Raw genomic sequence first — 15,432 nt, 5'->3', positions numbered from 1 at the left:
TCAGATAAGATGAAGTTATGCGATTACTTCCAGAAATCATCGACTCCGCATCAGTTATTCAAGAGATCCGCCGCAATATTCATGCGCATCCAGAATTGCGGTTTGAAGAAAACCACACCTCCGATCTCGTGGCTGAAGCACTTTCAAGCTGGGGGGTTTCCGTATATCGCGGAATGGGTAAAACTGGCGTAGTCGGCAAGCTTGATGGGGAACTGGGTCCCGGTAAGATGGTCGGCCTTCGTGCTGATATGGATGCCCTACCACTACAAGAACACAATACCTTTGAACACGCTTCGAAGAACCCAGGAAAGATGCATGCCTGCGGCCACGATGGCCATACAGCAATGCTCTTAGGTGCTGCTCAATACCTTTCCAATCATCGCGACTTTAAAGGTTCAGTTATCTTTATTTTCCAGCCGGCTGAAGAGGGTGGTGCTGGGGCGCAAGAAATGATTAACGATGGGCTGTTTAAGCAATTTCCTTGCGATGCTGTTTTTGGTCTGCATAATTGGCCAGGTCTTGCCGAAGGTCATTTTGGCGTGACATCTGGCCCGATGATGGCTTCCAGCAATACTTTTGAAATCACTATCCGAGGTAAAGGTGGGCATGCAGCTTTGCCACATAACAGTGCTGACCCCGTTCTAACAGGTGCTCAAGTTGTCCTAGCACTACAAAGCATCATTACCCGTAATAAGCGACCGGTGGATGCGGCGGTACTATCTGTCACCCAGTTCCATGCGGGTGAGACGAGTAACGTTATTCCGGATAGTGCATTTATCGGCGGAACCGTTCGCACATTCACGATAGAAGTACTGGATTTAATTGAGCAACGTTTGCGAGAAATCTCACACAACGTCTCGAGTGCATTTGATTGTCAAGCTGAAGTGAGTTTTACCCGTAACTATCCGCCACTGATCAATCATGCCAAAGAAGTGGAATTTGCAAGCCAGGTAATGGGTGAGTTAGTCGGGGCGCAAAACGTTAATACCTCTATCGATCCAACGATGGGTGCGGAAGACTTTGCATTTATGCTACTAGAGAAGCCTGGGTGCTATGTGTTTCTGGGCAATGGTGACGGTGACCACCGCGCATTAGGTCATGGCATGGGCCCATGCCACCTTCATAACCCTTCCTATGACTTCAATGACGCATTAATTCCTGTTGGTGTGAGCTATTGGGTCAAACTAGCTCAGCGCTACTTAGAAAAATAATTGCTTTGAGTGCTACGGTTTTATGAGTTCGTAAATTGAGCTGGGCGCTTTTCCATAAAAGCTGCCATACCTTCTTTTTGATCGTTGGTCGCAAAGCAAGCATGGAATAAACGACGTTCGAAATGAATACCTTCTGAGAGCGTAGTTTCATAAGCAGCATTAATTGCTTCCTTCACCATCATTGCAGTCAGTAGTGGCATGTCAGCAATCGTTTTAGCAATCACTTTTACTTCTTTAAGTAAATCTGCTTGTGGAAAAATTCTGGAAACTAAACCGGAGCGCTCTGCTTCAGTCGCATCCATCATCCGACCGGTTAGCGCTAAGTCCATTGCCTTTGCTTTCGAAACTGCACGCGGCAAACGTTGCGTGCCACCAGCACCAGGAATAATTCCTAACTTCACTTCTGGCTGTGCAAACTTAGCGCTGTCAGCTGCCATGATGGTGTCGCACATCATCGCTAACTCGCAACCACCGCCAAGCGCATAGCCTGAAACTGCAGCAATCACTGGCTTGCGCACTTTTTTAATCTCCTCCCAATTACGCGAGATAAAGTCACCCCGGTAGACATCGGCGAAGCCATACTTCGCCATAGTGGCAATGTCTGCACCTGCCGCAAAGGCCTTTTCACTACCGGTGACGATAATGCAGCCAATATTGTCGTCAGCATCAAAACCTAAGAGTGCTGCACCCAGCTCATCCATTAACTCATCATTCAGGGCATTTAATACTTGAGGGCGATTGAGGGTAATAACGGCAACTTTGCCATCCACTTCAGTCAATATGGTGTTGTAGGTCATCGATCTCTTTCCAAAAATATATTCGTTCAGCGCGGCAGTAATAACCACATCTTGCCATCCTGCTTCATGCGTCCCGCCAATTCACCTGCAGAATCCCCTGATCCCCAATAGTAATCTGCTCGCACACCACCGACAATGGCCTTACCCGTATCTTGAGCCATCACCAATTTTTGTAAGATTTGGCTGCTCAAGGGTTTGGTTGTACTTAAAAATACCGGGGCGCCTAAAGGCATTGCTTTCAGATCAATTGCAATGCTGCGCTCAGTTGTCAAAGGTACTCCTAAAGCGCCAATAGGTCCCAAATCAGCACTGACATTGCCCGGTAACTCTTTGAAGAATACAAAGCGTGGATTGGCATTGAGCATCTCTTCTACACGCCCTGGATTACGCTTGGCCCATGCAGAAATACCTTGCATTGTGGCTTCGCCACGGGTAATTTCCTTGCGATCAAGCAGCCACTGCGCAAAAGACTTAAAGGGTTGGTCATTGGTACCAGCATAGCCAAGTCTCAATACGCGCCCATCTTCTAAACGAATTTTTCCAGAACCTTGAATTTGCATGAAGGCAGCAGCCACAGGATCTTGCACCCAGGCAATTTCTGAACCGCGCAGCACCCCAGAGCTCATAAGCTCTGCTCGGGTTGGCGCAGGGCTGGGTTTAGTGACCTTCCAGGCTCTAGGTAGGCCATATAAGGGCACGGAATAGGTTGCAGTGCGGGTCTGGGAGCCAGCCATCACCGGCTCGTAGTAGCCTGTAATCAGTCCAGATTCTTTACCAGTAGCACTATTGCGCACTTCATATGCCTGAAAGTTCCCCTCAAAATACTGGCGAATCGCTTGCTTATCGCGGGCTGAAATCTCTGAAGCCTGGAAGCACACCTGGCGCCAGTTAATCTCACCATTGCGCTTTCGCAAGGCTTCACAACTCTTAAGCCAAGCAGACCAAGCCTGCGTTAAATCATCCTCTTGCCAGCCAGGTAAATCCTGCCATGAGACTAATCGAAAGCCTGCAATCGAAGAGCTGTAGGAAGATGGAGCAGAACCGCTGGAGCGGTAACTAGGCCCCTTAGTGGAAGGAGTGGAGCAAGCAGCCAATATGCTGGTAATGCCAATAGCGAATACACTGCGAAGAAGAATTCGTGAAAAATTCTCGCGACTTATTAATGTGGATATAGAAATCATGATTGCCAATTTACTCGATGAATACCCCATGATCCTATTTGTCGTCGAGGGAGGCATTGCTTTAGCACTCCTACTGTTTATTGTCCTTTGGACTGGTAAGGGTAAAAAATAGCCCTTTGAGAACCTAGTGCAGGGTTCTTGGCATTACCAAGGCAAATTCTGGGATTGGGGCTTGGAAAAGCTGGGCCTCCTCGGTCACACAGAAATACTCCCCACGCATCGTTCCCGCTGGGGTCGGCAAGGTAGCCCAGCTGGTGTACTCAAATTGCTCGCCCGCCCTTAACAGGGGTTGTTGGCCTACAACCCCCAAACCACGTACTTCCTGGACATCATTGTCACCGTCGGTAATGAACCAATGGCGGGCAATGAGCTGAATGCTGGCCGTACCGGTATTTCGAATGGTGACGGTATAGGCAAACGCAAACTGGCGGTTATCGGGGTCAGACTGGTCGGGCAAATACTGGGTTTTGACAGTAATGCTAATTTCATGAGGATTCATCCCCCGAATTCTGCTCTATCCTAAGGCCAACTGCAAGCTAGAATCTAGGGATGGATAGCCAGAAATCACACTCAAATAGCCAATTTGTCATCGCCCCCTCCATTTTGTCGGCTGACTTTGCCTGCCTAGGCAAAGAAGTTCAAGATGTTCTCTTAGCGGGTGCAGACTGGATTCACTTTGATGTGATGGATAACCATTACGTCCCCAACCTGACTATTGGCCCACTTGTATGCGAGGCGATTCGCCCCCACGCGACAAAAGATGGCAAGCCCGCCATGATCGATGTGCATTTAATGGTTGAGCCGGTAGACCGCCTGATTCCGGATTTTGCAAAAGCAGGTGCAAACCTCATTAGCTTCCATCCAGAGGCAAGTCCTCATGTGGATCGCACAATTAACTTGATTCGTGATCAAGGCTGTCAAGTGGGCTTAGTGCTTAATCCTGCGACACCACTACATCACTTAGACCACACCCTCGAGTTGCTCGACCTAGTCTTACTGATGTCTGTAAACCCAGGCTTTGGTGGACAGTCATTCATTCCAAGTACCCTAAATAAGATTGCCCAAGTGCGAGCGCGTCTAGATCGTCATCAACAAGAAACTGGTCGCCAGATTCGCCTTGAGGTGGATGGAGGCATTAAAGTTGACAATATTGCAGAAGTAGCCAAAGCTGGCGCAGATACCTTTGTGGCTGGTTCCGCAATCTTTGGTGAAGAAAATTACGTCGACGTGATTAAGGCGATGCGCGCAGAACTAGCGACATCAGGAAAAGCGTAATGCAGCACGCAGAATTTCTTGCCCTAGCAAAACAGGGTTTCAATCGCGTTCCATTGGTAAAGGAAGTGTTGGCTGATTTAGAAACGCCGCTCTCTCTTTACGTTAAGCTTACTCAAGCCTTTGGACACAAAAATACTTACCTACTTGAATCTGTTTTAGGTGGCGAGCGCTTTGGTCGCTTCTCTTTCATAGGCTTACCTGCAAAAACTGTTTTAAGAACAGTGGGTACACCAGATATGCCACTGACCGAAGTGCTTTTCAATGATGCAGTGATTGAAACCAATCACGATAACCCATTAGATTTTGTAGATGCTTATTTCAAACGCTTCAGAGTCGCTGTACAGCCTGGTCTCCCACGCTTCTGTGGTGGACTTGCAGGGTACTTTGGCTATGACACGGTTCGCTATATTGAATCGCGTTTAGCAAAACACAATCTACCTGATGAATTAGGCGTGCCTGATATTCAATTGATGCTCACTGAGGAATTAGCAGTGGTTGATAATGTTGCAGGGCGTATTTATTTAATCGTTTACGCAGACCCTAGCATTACAGATAGCTTTGAAAAAGGTCAGGCTCGATTAAAAGAATTGCTTGCTTGCTTGAGTAAACCTGTGAGCATGCCAGAGTCATTACCAAGTACTAATACAGAGTTAGTGCGCAAGTTCAAAGCTGTTGATTTTGAAAATGCTGTTCTGAAAACTAAAGAATATATTTTAGCTGGTGATTGTATGCAGGTCGTCATTGGCCAACGTATTAGCAAGCCATTTACAGATTCACCGCTAGCCCTTTACCGTGCATTGCGCTCTTTGAATCCATCGCCTTATATGTACTTCTATGACTTTGGTGATTTACAAGTAGTGGGCTCATCTCCAGAGATCTTAGTGCGTCAAGAGCAACGCGAGAGTCAGAAGATTGTGACGATTCGCCCGCTAGCTGGCACGCGCCCTCGTGGTGCGACACCCGAAGAAGATGAACGTCTTGCTACTGAATTACTTGCCGATCCAAAAGAAATTGCCGAACATGTCATGTTGATTGATCTGGCACGTAACGATGTAGGACGTATTGCAAAGACTGGTACTGTCAAAGTAACCGACTCGATGTCAATTGAAAAGTATTCCCATGTGCAACACATTGTGAGCTCTGTTGAAGGTGAGTTACTAGACAATATGAGCAATATGGATGTTCTTCGTGCAACCTTCCCAGCCGGCACCTTATCGGGCGCCCCAAAAATCCGGGCAATGGAAATTATTGATGAGATGGAAATTGTGAAACGTGGTGTTTATGGAGGTGCGGTAGGCTACCTTTCTTTCTCTGGGGATATGGATGTAGCAATTGCCATTCGCACTGGCGTAATTCGTAATGGCATCCTACATTCTCAGGCGGGTGCCGGTGTAGTTGCAGATTCTGATCCCACTGCGGAATGGAAAGAAACGGAAGCCAAGGCTCGAGCGGTATTAATGGCAGCTGATTTAGTGCAAGGGGGACTCGATGCTCCTCATGATTGATAACTACGATTCTTTTACCTACAATCTGGTTCAGTATTTTGCAGAACTGGGTGAGGAAGTAAAAGTTTTTCGTAATGATGAAATTTCCGTTGAAGAGATTGCCAAACTAAACCCTGCACGTATTTGTATTTCACCAGGGCCCTGCAGCCCCACTGAAGCAGGGATTTCAGTAGCTACGATTCAACGATATGCCGGAAAAATCCCAATTCTTGGTGTTTGTCTTGGCCACCAAGCAATTGGCGAGGCATTCGGCGGCAAGATTATTCGCGCCCAAAAAGTCATGCATGGCAAAACGGATGATATTCACCATACTGGTGTTGGCGTTTTCAAAAATCTGCCAAACCCTTTTAAAGTAACTCGTTATCACTCTCTTGCAATTGAGAAGAATTCCTTACCAGACATGCTCGAAGTGACTGCCACCTCTTCCGATGGCGAAATTATGGGTGTGCGTCATAAAGAACTGGCGGTAGAGGGCGTGCAATTTCATCCAGAGTCAATTCTCTCAGAGCATGGTCATGCACTACTCAAGAATTTCCTCCAAGCCAAATAACCAAGAGTATTCATCCGCCCCCTATGTCTATTACCCCTCAACAAGCATTGCAACGATGCATTGAACACCGTGAACTCTTTCATGATGAAATGACCGCAATGATGCGTCTGATCATGAGCGGAGAGATGCCGCCAACGTTAGTTGCTGGCCTACTAGTTGCCTTACGCACTAAAAAAGAGACCGTTGGCGAGATCGCTGCAGCTGCCCAAGTGATGCGTGAGTTTGCAACGCCAGTTATTGTGGAAGATAGAAAAAATTTAGTCGATGTAGTGGGCACTGGTGGTGATGGTGCCCATACCTTCAATATTTCTACTGCAGCAATGTTTGTGGCAGCAGCAGCTGGTGCAAAAATTGCTAAGCATGGTAATCGCAGCGTGAGTAGCAAATCTGGTAGCGCTGATATTCTGGAGTCCCTGGGTGTCAAGCTGTCACTTTCACCAGAGCAAGTCGCGAAATGTATATCTGAAGTAGGCGCAGGCTTTATGTTTGCCCCAAACCACCACCCAGCGATGAAGAATGTCGTGCCCATTCGTAAAGATTTAGGGGTGCGCACGATTTTTAATATTCTGGGTCCCCTAACAAATCCGGCGGATGCCAAGCGCATTCTAATGGGCGTATTCCATGCTGACTTGGTCGGCATTCAGGCGCGTGTGTTACAGGCGATGGGAATGGACCATGCATTAGTGGTTTATGGCCGAGATGGTTTAGATGAGATCTCTCTTGAAGGCCCTACCCTCGTAGGCGAACTAAAGGATGGCCAAGTTCGTGAATATGAAATTCATCCACAAGACTTTGGTTTGAGTACAGCCCCAAGCAATAGTTTTAAAGTGGGCGATGCTGAGGAATCTAAAGCCATTGTGATGAATGTGCTCAATAAAACACCTGGCCCTGCGAGCGACATTGTTTGCCTCAATGCTGGAGCAGTTCTGTATGTGGCTGATGTAGCACCAAGCATAGCTAGCGGTATTCAGATGGCACAAGCAGCTATTGCATCTGGCGCTGCCCGTCAAAAGTTAGATCAATTTGTAGCAGCAACCCAAAACTAATTAAGAGCCTCATGAGTGATATCCTCGATAAAATTGTTGCGACTAAAAAAATTGAGGTTGCCGCAGATTCCAAAAAAATCTCTTTAGCTAATCACCGTGATCAGGCCGAAGACAATAATCGCAATGCACTACTAAAGCCACGAGGCTTTATTCGCTCTATCGAGCAAAAGATTGCAGCCGGTAAAGCTGGCGTTATTACTGAGATTAAAAAGGCTAGTCCTAGCAAAGGAATTTTGCGAGAAAATTTTCAGCCAGCTGAAATTGCACAGTCCTATGAAAAAAATGGCGCAGCCTGCTTATCTGTTCTTACGGATAAAGATTATTTTCAAGGTGCCAATGCTTATCTTCAGTCCGCAAGAGCGGCATGTGGCATTCCAGTGCTTCGCAAAGACTTTACGATTGATCCATACCAAGTTTATGAAGCGCGAGCGATTGGCGCCGACGCCATTTTATTAATTGTGGCCTGCCTAGAGCTCAATCAAATGAAAGAGTTAGAAGCCTGTGCGCATGAACTTGGTCTTGATGTATTGGTTGAGGTTCACAATGCCCCTGAATTAGAGCAAGCGCTTGAGTTAAAGACATCATTACTCGGAATTAATAATCGCAATTTGAAAACGTTTGAAGTGACTCTGCAAACAACCCTATCCCTAATGTCCATGGTTCCACCAGGAAAAACGCTGGTGACTGAATCCGGAATTATGAGTCGTGCTGATGTGCAGCTCATGCGTGATCATCAGATTAATGCATTCTTAGTGGGCGAGGCATTCATGCGTGCCAGTGATCCCGGAGTGGCTTTAAACGAATTATTTAACTAAGTTGCTTTAGGTGGTTTTAACAAGTCTAGACCGTACTTAACAAGGCCAATTAGCGCCACTGCCCCTAGAACATCACCAATGAACATCACTAGGAAGTGATTGAAGCTTCCGGCATCATCTAGACCTCGAACTGCAAACCACCATTGATGCAATCCTGCGCTAAGCGCTGAATATATCAAGATGCAGATGATTAATTTAGGCAAACTCAAATTACTGAGATCGCTTGAGATGTTTACATTACTCATTACAAAGATCCTGGCTAAATAAGGGGCAAAGCCAGAAATTAAACCCACTCCTAGACAGGTCATTAGCTCTTGTGGGAATTCACCTAAATAGCTAATTAGAAATGATGCGAGCGCAATTCCAAGCGCCCCAGGCAATCCAAATATCAATGTCAAAAATAGACGCAGGCCAGCTGGAAGGTATATCCAGTTCACGCCCAAACCATAACTTAAGTTAGCTGTAAGCCATGCATTTAAATAAAACAGGGACGCATAAGCCAAAACGCTGATTAATAAACCAAGCGTCCAGTCGTGTAAAAATTTATTCATTACCGCGAGTATGGTTGATTTTTAGTTTGCGTACAAGTTACAAACAAGTCAAATAGGCCTACAATAGAATTAGCCTTTAAGCTAACAACTTTTGATTACATAATTAAATATGTCGACCGCTAAATCTGCTTGCTACATTCGATTCTTAAACCTGATTGATGTTCTCGACCGCATCAACCCAGGGAAAAAACTCGACTCTACTGAAGAGAAGCTGCTTGATAAAATCATTTTGAGCTTTCATGCAAAGCAAGCCATTTTGGTTGGCGATTTGATCTGTATGTCAGAGCTAGGCTCCCAAGCAACTCTTCATGGTCGACTGAAGAACCTGAGTGCAATGGGTTATATCCAGATGGCGGCAAATGAAGATGGCCGAAAGAAAGAGGTGGTGCCTACAAAGGCTGCCATTAAGCGCTATGAAGAAATTTCCAAGTGCCTGGAAAAGGCTGTCAAAGTAAATTAATTCAATCTCTATGAATTAAAAAAGCCCTTACTAGTTAAGGGCTTTTTTAATTATGGGGTAAATTTAAACATTAAATAGGAAGTTCAAAACATCACCATCTTTGACAACATATTCCTTACCTTCAGCACGCATCTTGCCAGCCTCTTTGGCACCAGATTCACCTTTGAATTGAATGTAGTCTTCATAGGCAATGGTCTGTGCACGAATAAAACCGCGCTCAAAATCAGTATGAATCACCCCAGCAGCTTGGGGGGCAGTATCGCCTTGGTGAATTGTCCAGGCGCGAACCTCTTTAACACCAGCAGTAAAGTAGGTCTGCAGGCCTAATAACTTATAGCCAGCACGAATGACACGATCTAAGCCAGACTCTTCCATGCCTAGATCGGCCAAAAACTCAACTTTGTCAGCGTCATCTAAATCAGCGATCTCGGCTTCGATTGCTGCACATACTGCAACTACTGGTGCACCCTCTTTGGCTGCATGCTGCATCACCGCCTCTAAATAAGGATTATTGGCAAAGCCATCTTCTTTGACGTTTGCAATATACATTGCTGGCTTTGCAGTGATTAAGCAAAGCGGCTTTAAAAGTAAGTTCTCTTCTTCCGTCAGCTTTAAGCTACGCACCGGCTGAGCTTGATCCAAGTGGGCCTGCACCTTCGTTAAAACAGCTACCAGAGCAGCAGCCTCTTTATCATTGCCTGATTTAGCGGCCTTGCTTGAACGCTGGAGTGTTTTTTCAACTGTTGTTAGATCGGATAAGGCTAGTTCGGTATCAATCACGGCAATATCAGAAATCGGATCAATCTTTCCAGCCACGTGAATCACGTTGGCATCCTCAAAACAGCGCACCACATGGGTAATCGCATCAGTTTCGCGAATATTCGCTAAAAACTGATTGCCCAGACCCTCACCCTTGGAAGCTCCAGCCACCAAGCCAGCAATATCGACAAATTCAACTGCTGCGGGCAGGATACGCTCGGGCTTCACGATCTCAGCCAAAGCGGCAAGACGGGGGTCAGGAACCTCGACCACACCCACATTAGGCTCGATCGTGCAGAAGGGATAGTTTTCCGCCGCGATTCCAGCCTTGGTAAGCGCGTTAAAGAGGGTAGATTTGCCGACGTTAGGCAGGCCGACGATGCCACATTTCAAAGACATAGCCGTATTGTAAAGGGCTAGTTTCGATATCATCGAGATATGTCAGAAGTTCACCAGAATATCTCCACTAAATTGTCTAAAAATACCCCCCAAATGCGTACGGCCGATGTCGTCGTCGTAGGCGGAGGTATAGCAGGCAAGGCTTGCGCCCTAGGGCTAGCTCAACTTGGCCTACAAACCATTCAAATCGCTCCTGACTTGGGGCAAGCTATTGCCGCCCCTCAAGGTGATCAATGGGGGCAACGGATTTACGCTTTTTCTCCTAGCACCCAAAAATTATTAGCTAAGCTACAGGTTTGGGACGCCATTGATCACAGTCGCTTGCAGCCTGTCCGAGATATGCGGATTTTTGGTGATCGCGGAGAAAAACAAGATCAACTACATCTGTCTGCTTTTGAAGCGGGAACACCCCAATTAGCCTGGATTGGCGAATCGAATGTCATCGAATACACCTTGGATCAAGCCTCCCGTTTTCAAAATAAATTGGAGCGCGTCAGTGATGCAGTGGAAAACATTCAGATGGATTCTGATGGGGCAACTCTGTATCTGAAAAATGGATCCGCCTTGCGAGCCCAATTGCTAATTGCTGCTGATGGTGCCAACTCGCCCATTCGTGCTGAGCTAGGTATTTCTATGCAAGAAGAAAGTTATTCACAGAGTGCGGTGGTAGCTAATTGGATTTGCAGCAACGCCCATTTGGAAACAGCATATCAATGGTTTTTACCAGGCGGTGATATTGTGGCCATGCTGCCATTGCCTAATAAGCAGGTTTCTATGGTGTGGTCTACCTCACCAGAAAACGCTGCGGAACTTTTAAAGCTAGACTCGTCAGCATGGAATGAGATGTTTTCCTCAATTGCTCATGGTGCAATAGTTGCTGAGCTTGGAAGGCTAACGCTACATTCAACACCAGCAGCTTTCCCACTTAGACGAATTCGGGCAAATCGATTTATTGGTCCTGCCGAAAATCCGAAAGCACTTCTTATTGGGGACGCGGCCCATGTCATGCACCCACTAGCTGGGCAAGGTCTCAACCTGGGATTAAGAGATGTTGCAACATTGCTCAATATTTTGAGTAAACGCGAATCTTTCCGATCATTACATGACATCGTGTTACTGCGTCGTTACGAGCGTCAACGGCAAGGCGATACCAGTGCACTGCTCTGGGTAACAGATAGACTTAAAAAACTATTTTCAGCAAGCAGTAGCACTGAAAAGCAATTACGTAATTGGGGATTGGGCTTAGTGAATCGCAGTCACTTTATTAAACGGCGCCTGATTGAGCGCGCCCTCGGAGATATTGATTTTGAATAAATTATTTTCTACTTTGGCCTTAATTTGCTCACTCACTCTGTTAACAGGCCTAGCCAATGCACAATCAGACCAGCAGGTCAGATCTGAGTTACAAAAGAAGTTAGGTGCTAACACCAAAGTTAAAAGTGTTTCTGCCTCACCCATTCCTGGAATTTATGAAGTACTTATTGGTAATGAGATTTTTTATACTGATGCCAACAGTAAATATTTAATCCAAGGTGAAGTCGTTGAGCTTGCTACAGGCAAAAATATTACCGAACAGCGACAGTTAGATCTCAACCGTATTAAATGGTCTGAGCTCAATCCATCAAACGCCTTAAAGTTTGTGCGTGGTAACGGTAGTCGTCAGATGGCTGTTTTCTCCGACCCGAACTGTGGCTACTGCAAGCGTCTGGATAAATCACTTCAGCAATTAGACAACGTCACAATCTATACCTATTTGATTCCCATCCTATCACCCGACTCTGCACAGAAGTCCAAGCAAATATGGTGCTCTGCCGATCCCCAGAAAAGCTATGTTGACTGGATGATTAATGGCATCACACCGAGCGGCAAAAGTGACTGCAGCACACCTCTAGATAAAAACATGGCTTTTGCGAAAACCTATGGCATTACAGGCACCCCTACCATCTTCTTTACTGATGGCAGCCGCTTTCCAGGCGCTGTTCAAATTACTGACATTGAAAAGAAATTTAATAGCCTGAAGTAATGGGTCATGCTGATGAATAAACTGAACACCTCTGATCTGCCTTTAATCCAATACACCATTTGGTCGGAAGACCTTCACGGCCATCGCTTTCATGTGAAATTGCACATTGAAAATCCATTGCCTAATGGACAAATTCTACAAATGCCAGCATGGATTCCAGGCAGTTATTTGATTCGGGATTTCAGTAAGCAAATTGAAACCATTGAAGCCTTTGCTCTTGCCAACCCCAATGAATCTCTGCCGCTAGAGCGTATTGATAATGATCAGTGGTGGCTACCTAAAGTAGCTGGTCCAGTAGAGATTTTGACAACGGTATATGCATTTGATTCTTCAGTACGTGCAGCCTATCTTGATACTGAGCGTGCATTTATCAATCCCAGTAGTCTATGCTTAGCAGTCAAAGGGCAAGAGTCTTTGCCATGCGCCCTAGTGCTTATTCCCCCTAAAGATGCATGCGCAAATCACTGGACTGTGCAGACAGGATTACAGCTCGCGAAAGCAGATACCCAAGGCTATGGATTTTATTTGGCTAAAAACTATGATGATCTGCTTGATCATCCTGTGGCTATGGGTGAGTTTCAAATTACTCACTGGAAATCGAATGGTGTATCACATAGCATGGCGATTCAAGGCTGCGTTCATGAAATTGATTTAGAGCGTTTAGCAATAGATCTTCAGGCTATCTGTACCTCCACAATTAATCTCTTTGAACCAAAGACTAAAAGAGCGCCCTTCCAAAATTATTTATTTTTAGTTAATGCCGTTCTCTCCGGATATGGAGGACTTGAGCATCGCAACAGCACTGCTCTACTATGTCGTCGCGATCAGATTCCTCAAGTGAATTCTCCTTTGGATGAAGCGTCCTATCGTGAGTTTTTAGGTCTCTGCAGTCATGAGTATTTTCATGCTTGGCTGGTAAAGCGTATTCAACCTAAAGCATTTCAACCATACCAACTTGATCGCAGAAACCATACGCACCTACTCTGGTTATTTGAAGGCTTTACCAGCTATTACGATGACTTACAGCTATTCCGCAGTAATCGCATTGATCTCACAACCTATCTTCAGCTGGTTGCCAATAACTGGAATGGCATTCTGCGTGGGCCAGGACGACTCAAGCAAAGCCTAGCAGATAGCTCTTTTGATGCCTGGACTAAATACTATCAAGCTGATGAGAACACTCCAAATGCGGTAGTAAGCTATTACGGCAAAGGTGCATTACTAGCCCTAGGTTTAGATTTAAAAATTCGCGCTTTCACTAACAATCATCAATCTCTAGATGATTTGATGCGTCTCATTTGGCAAACCCATGGAGTCACACTAGAGGGGATTGCGGAAGATGGTTTGGATGAGTTGATACACCAATTGTTTGGTAAAGGATTCTTGAAAACCTGGTCTGAATTTAAATCTCGCTATATTTTTGGCGCAGAAGATATTCCAATTAAAAAATGGATTGATTCGAAAACAATTCTGGTTAAACATAAAACTCACTCCAAGCTTGAAAAAATTAAATTACAACTGGGATTACGCCATGCCGAGATTGCTGGCTGGCTTAAGGTAACTCATGTGCTTGATGGGGGAGCTGCTCAATTAGCCGGCCTAGCGGCTGGAGACCTTCTGGCAAGCATCAATGGTGAACGTATTACTGCAGCGCGCTGGGATAAAGTTTTATCTAGCCTAATGACGGGACAGTCAATTCAAATTTGCTTTTACCGAGATGACTTAGAGCACGAATGCATGACTGTTCTTAAGGATGATCAAATTCCAGCTCAATACACCATCACCCCTTCTAACTAATGTATTCGTTTTCTGCGGCCGATATTCCGGAAGATTGGCGCGCCCTGCTCGGAGATTATTTTGAGTCTTTGGGGTGGGAAACACTACAAACCAATCTTAGGGCCGAGCTCAATAAAGAAGAGGGGAAGATTTGCCCTGAACCGCAGAACTTCTTCAAGGCGCTTAAGCTGACTTCGCTTGCCAAGGTAAAAGTTGTGATCCTTGGTCAGGATCCTTATCACTCTCCGGGACTTGCTCAAGGACTAGCTTTTTCAATTCCTGGCAGTATCCCAAGAAATTCACGTCAATTTCCTAGCTCTTTACGTAATATCAGCAAAGCGCTAGCCCTAGAGGGTTTTGGGATCCTTCCGAATGGTGATCTTCACGCTTGGGCTGAGCAAGGTGTATTGCTGCTCAATACCGCCCTCAGCGTCAAATTAGGTGACGCCGGCAGCCATACCAATTTAGGCTGGAAATCCCTTATTGATAAGCTTATTAGCGCCCTAGCACTACAAAAACCCCATTTGGTGTGGATGCTATGGGGTGGTCATGCCCAATCAAAGCTGCCCCTGATTGAAGCAGCATCAGAGCAATTGATTCTTCAATCCTCACATCCCTCTGGTCTGGGGGTCTACAAAACAGATCGACCCTTTCTGGAGCCCGGCGCAAAGACAAGTTGCGGGCATTTCACTAAAGCCAATGAATGGCTAGCAAAACATCAAGAAAGTCCCATTAGCTGGGTTGCACCAACGGGGAAAAATAGCTACGCCACCCCTCAGGCCAACTTATTCAACTAATGACTCATTGCGGCATAAAGGCTGCCTACAAGGCAAGAGGCCCCTATAGCACTTAGCCATTCCAGCATCTGGCCTGACTGAAATAAGCCTGTAAATTGCCCTGCATACGAGCTAGTCAGGGCAGCTATGAAGCCAATCAAGGCAGCCATCAATAATTTCTTGGCTCTAGACTTAGATTGACGCCCTCCAGGGTAGAACACCCAAGCAAATACGCCAGTTAAGCCGCCAATCACCAGAAAAGCCAAAAACCCCATTGTTGCCCCCAATATTGCCGCCATCAAATCTAT

Annotated in this window: 17 protein-coding genes; 11 read left to right on the top strand and 6 right to left on the bottom strand. The window is 46.0% G+C overall.

The window, feature by feature from the left end; all coding sequences use genetic code 11:
- Positions 1-17 precede the first annotated feature (17 nt).
- Positions 18-1,211 (top strand): M20 aminoacylase family protein, encoded by a 1,194-nt coding sequence (locus ICN43_RS02055; protein ID WP_216196966.1) that lies wholly within the window; start codon positions 18-20, stop codon positions 1,209-1,211.
- Positions 1,212-1,231: 20 nt separating this feature from the next.
- On the opposite strand, the gene ICN43_RS02050 is transcribed toward ICN43_RS02055, so the two are convergent.
- The 3 genes from ICN43_RS02050 to apaG form a co-directional block, all read right to left on the bottom strand.
- A complete protein-coding gene (locus ICN43_RS02050; protein ID WP_216199825.1) occupies positions 1,232-2,008 on the bottom strand; it encodes an enoyl-CoA hydratase in 777 nt (258 codons plus the stop codon).
- A 26-nt stretch (positions 2,009-2,034) separates the two neighbouring features.
- Positions 2,035-3,189, bottom strand: a complete 1,155-nt coding sequence (locus ICN43_RS02045) for a murein transglycosylase A (RefSeq protein ID WP_216196965.1) — start codon at positions 3,187-3,189, stop codon at positions 2,035-2,037.
- A 124-nt stretch (positions 3,190-3,313) separates the two neighbouring features.
- The gene (gene apaG / locus ICN43_RS02040; protein ID WP_216196964.1) at positions 3,314-3,688 is read right to left on the bottom strand and encodes a Co2+/Mg2+ efflux protein ApaG; all 375 of its coding nucleotides are present in this window, start codon (positions 3,686-3,688) and stop codon (positions 3,314-3,316) included.
- Positions 3,689-3,738: 50 nt separating this feature from the next.
- Between apaG and rpe the strand changes: the two genes are divergently transcribed.
- Genes rpe through trpC form a run of 5 tightly spaced genes read left to right on the top strand, consistent with a single transcriptional unit; the run spans position 3,739 to position 8,380 of the window.
- Positions 3,739-4,464 carry a ribulose-phosphate 3-epimerase gene (gene rpe, locus ICN43_RS02035; protein WP_216196963.1) on the top strand — a complete coding sequence of 242 codons (726 nt, stop codon included), beginning with the start codon at positions 3,739-3,741 and terminating at the stop codon, positions 4,462-4,464.
- Positions 4,464-5,969, top strand: coding sequence for an anthranilate synthase component I (gene trpE / locus ICN43_RS02030; RefSeq protein WP_216196962.1), 1,506 nt, complete (start codon positions 4,464-4,466; stop codon positions 5,967-5,969). The genes rpe and trpE overlap by 1 nt, the downstream gene beginning before the upstream one ends.
- Positions 5,953-6,519, top strand: a complete 567-nt coding sequence (locus tag ICN43_RS02025) for an aminodeoxychorismate/anthranilate synthase component II (protein ID WP_216196961.1) — start codon at positions 5,953-5,955, stop codon at positions 6,517-6,519. Before trpE ends, ICN43_RS02025 begins: the two co-directional genes overlap by 17 nt.
- 23 nt (positions 6,520-6,542) lie before the next feature.
- Positions 6,543-7,565 carry an anthranilate phosphoribosyltransferase gene (gene trpD, locus ICN43_RS02020; protein WP_216196960.1) on the top strand — a complete coding sequence of 341 codons (1,023 nt, stop codon included), beginning with the start codon at positions 6,543-6,545 and terminating at the stop codon, positions 7,563-7,565.
- 11 nt (positions 7,566-7,576) lie between these two features.
- Complete coding sequence (gene trpC / locus ICN43_RS02015) at positions 7,577-8,380, top strand: indole-3-glycerol phosphate synthase TrpC (RefSeq protein ID WP_216196959.1); 804 nt, start codon at positions 7,577-7,579, stop codon at positions 8,378-8,380.
- On the opposite strand, the gene ICN43_RS02010 is transcribed toward trpC, so the two are convergent.
- The gene (locus tag ICN43_RS02010; protein WP_216196958.1) at positions 8,377-8,931 is read right to left on the bottom strand and encodes a hypothetical protein; all 555 of its coding nucleotides are present in this window, start codon (positions 8,929-8,931) and stop codon (positions 8,377-8,379) included. The genes trpC and ICN43_RS02010 overlap by 4 nt on opposite strands.
- 109 nt (positions 8,932-9,040) lie before the next feature.
- Here ICN43_RS02010 and ICN43_RS02005 point away from each other — a divergent pair, with 109 nt between their 5' ends.
- Positions 9,041-9,391, top strand: a complete 351-nt coding sequence (locus ICN43_RS02005) for a hypothetical protein (RefSeq protein WP_216196957.1) — start codon at positions 9,041-9,043, stop codon at positions 9,389-9,391.
- Positions 9,392-9,454: 63 nt separating this feature from the next.
- Here the strand turns inward: ICN43_RS02005 and ychF are convergent, their stop codons facing one another.
- Entirely contained in the window at positions 9,455-10,549 is a 1,095-nt protein-coding gene (gene ychF / locus ICN43_RS02000; RefSeq protein ID WP_216196956.1) for a redox-regulated ATPase YchF, read from the bottom strand.
- Positions 10,550-10,588: 39 nt separating this feature from the next.
- Here ychF and ICN43_RS01995 point away from each other — a divergent pair, with 39 nt between their 5' ends.
- The 4 genes from ICN43_RS01995 to ICN43_RS01980 are packed head-to-tail and all read left to right on the top strand — an operon-like array spanning position 10,589 to position 15,145.
- Complete coding sequence (locus ICN43_RS01995) at positions 10,589-11,863, top strand: FAD-dependent monooxygenase (RefSeq protein WP_216196955.1); 1,275 nt, start codon at positions 10,589-10,591, stop codon at positions 11,861-11,863.
- Positions 11,856-12,572 carry a DsbC family protein gene (locus ICN43_RS01990; protein WP_216196954.1) on the top strand — a complete coding sequence of 239 codons (717 nt, stop codon included), beginning with the start codon at positions 11,856-11,858 and terminating at the stop codon, positions 12,570-12,572. The genes ICN43_RS01995 and ICN43_RS01990 overlap by 8 nt, the downstream gene beginning before the upstream one ends.
- Before the next feature lie 12 nt (positions 12,573-12,584).
- Entirely contained in the window at positions 12,585-14,369 is a 1,785-nt protein-coding gene (locus ICN43_RS01985) for a M61 family metallopeptidase (RefSeq protein WP_216196953.1), read from the top strand.
- Positions 14,369-15,145, top strand: coding sequence for a uracil-DNA glycosylase (locus ICN43_RS01980; protein WP_216196952.1), 777 nt, complete (start codon positions 14,369-14,371; stop codon positions 15,143-15,145). Before ICN43_RS01985 ends, ICN43_RS01980 begins: the two co-directional genes overlap by 1 nt.
- On the opposite strand, the gene ICN43_RS01975 is transcribed toward ICN43_RS01980, so the two are convergent.
- Entirely contained in the window at positions 15,142-15,423 is a 282-nt protein-coding gene (locus ICN43_RS01975) for a hypothetical protein (protein WP_255533381.1), read from the bottom strand. The two genes, ICN43_RS01980 and ICN43_RS01975, sit on opposite strands and share 4 nt — an antisense overlap.
- Positions 15,424-15,432 lie beyond the last annotated feature (9 nt).

The organism is Polynucleobacter sp. UK-Mo-2m-Kol15 (assembly GCF_018881505.1).
Classification (GTDB): domain Bacteria; phylum Pseudomonadota; class Gammaproteobacteria; order Burkholderiales; family Burkholderiaceae; genus Polynucleobacter.
Note: the sequence above shows the minus strand (reverse complement) of the source record. Positions and strands in the feature narration are given on the sequence as shown.

Excerpts from the sequence above, each read along its gene's own strand:
- ICN43_RS02005 (WP_216196957.1), top strand. The coding sequence starts at position 9,041 with ATGTCGACCGCTAAATCTGCTTGCTACATTCGATTCTTAAACCTGATT.
- ICN43_RS01980 (WP_216196952.1), top strand. The coding sequence starts at position 14,369 with ATGTATTCGTTTTCTGCGGCCGATATTCCGGAAGATTGGCGCGCCCTG.
- ychF (WP_216196956.1), bottom strand. The coding sequence starts at position 10,549 with ATGTCTTTGAAATGTGGCATCGTCGGCCTGCCTAACGTCGGCAAATCT.
- ICN43_RS02045 (WP_216196965.1), bottom strand. The coding sequence starts at position 3,189 with ATGATTTCTATATCCACATTAATAAGTCGCGAGAATTTTTCACGAATT.
- trpE (WP_216196962.1), top strand. The coding sequence starts at position 4,464 with ATGCAGCACGCAGAATTTCTTGCCCTAGCAAAACAGGGTTTCAATCGC.
- trpD (WP_216196960.1), top strand. The coding sequence starts at position 6,543 with ATGTCTATTACCCCTCAACAAGCATTGCAACGATGCATTGAACACCGT.
- ICN43_RS02025 (WP_216196961.1), top strand. The coding sequence starts at position 5,953 with ATGCTCCTCATGATTGATAACTACGATTCTTTTACCTACAATCTGGTT.
- apaG (WP_216196964.1), bottom strand. The coding sequence starts at position 3,688 with ATGAATCCTCATGAAATTAGCATTACTGTCAAAACCCAGTATTTGCCC.
- ICN43_RS02055 (WP_216196966.1), top strand. The coding sequence starts at position 18 with ATGCGATTACTTCCAGAAATCATCGACTCCGCATCAGTTATTCAAGAG.
- ICN43_RS01985 (WP_216196953.1), top strand. The coding sequence starts at position 12,585 with ATGAATAAACTGAACACCTCTGATCTGCCTTTAATCCAATACACCATT.
- ICN43_RS01995 (WP_216196955.1), top strand. The coding sequence starts at position 10,589 with ATGTCAGAAGTTCACCAGAATATCTCCACTAAATTGTCTAAAAATACC.
- trpC (WP_216196959.1), top strand. The coding sequence starts at position 7,577 with ATGAGTGATATCCTCGATAAAATTGTTGCGACTAAAAAAATTGAGGTT.
- rpe (WP_216196963.1), top strand. The coding sequence starts at position 3,739 with ATGGATAGCCAGAAATCACACTCAAATAGCCAATTTGTCATCGCCCCC.
- ICN43_RS02010 (WP_216196958.1), bottom strand. The coding sequence starts at position 8,931 with ATGAATAAATTTTTACACGACTGGACGCTTGGTTTATTAATCAGCGTT.
- ICN43_RS01975 (WP_255533381.1), bottom strand. The coding sequence starts at position 15,423 with ATGGCGGCAATATTGGGGGCAACAATGGGGTTTTTGGCTTTTCTGGTG.
- ICN43_RS02050 (WP_216199825.1), bottom strand. The coding sequence starts at position 2,008 with ATGACCTACAACACCATATTGACTGAAGTGGATGGCAAAGTTGCCGTT.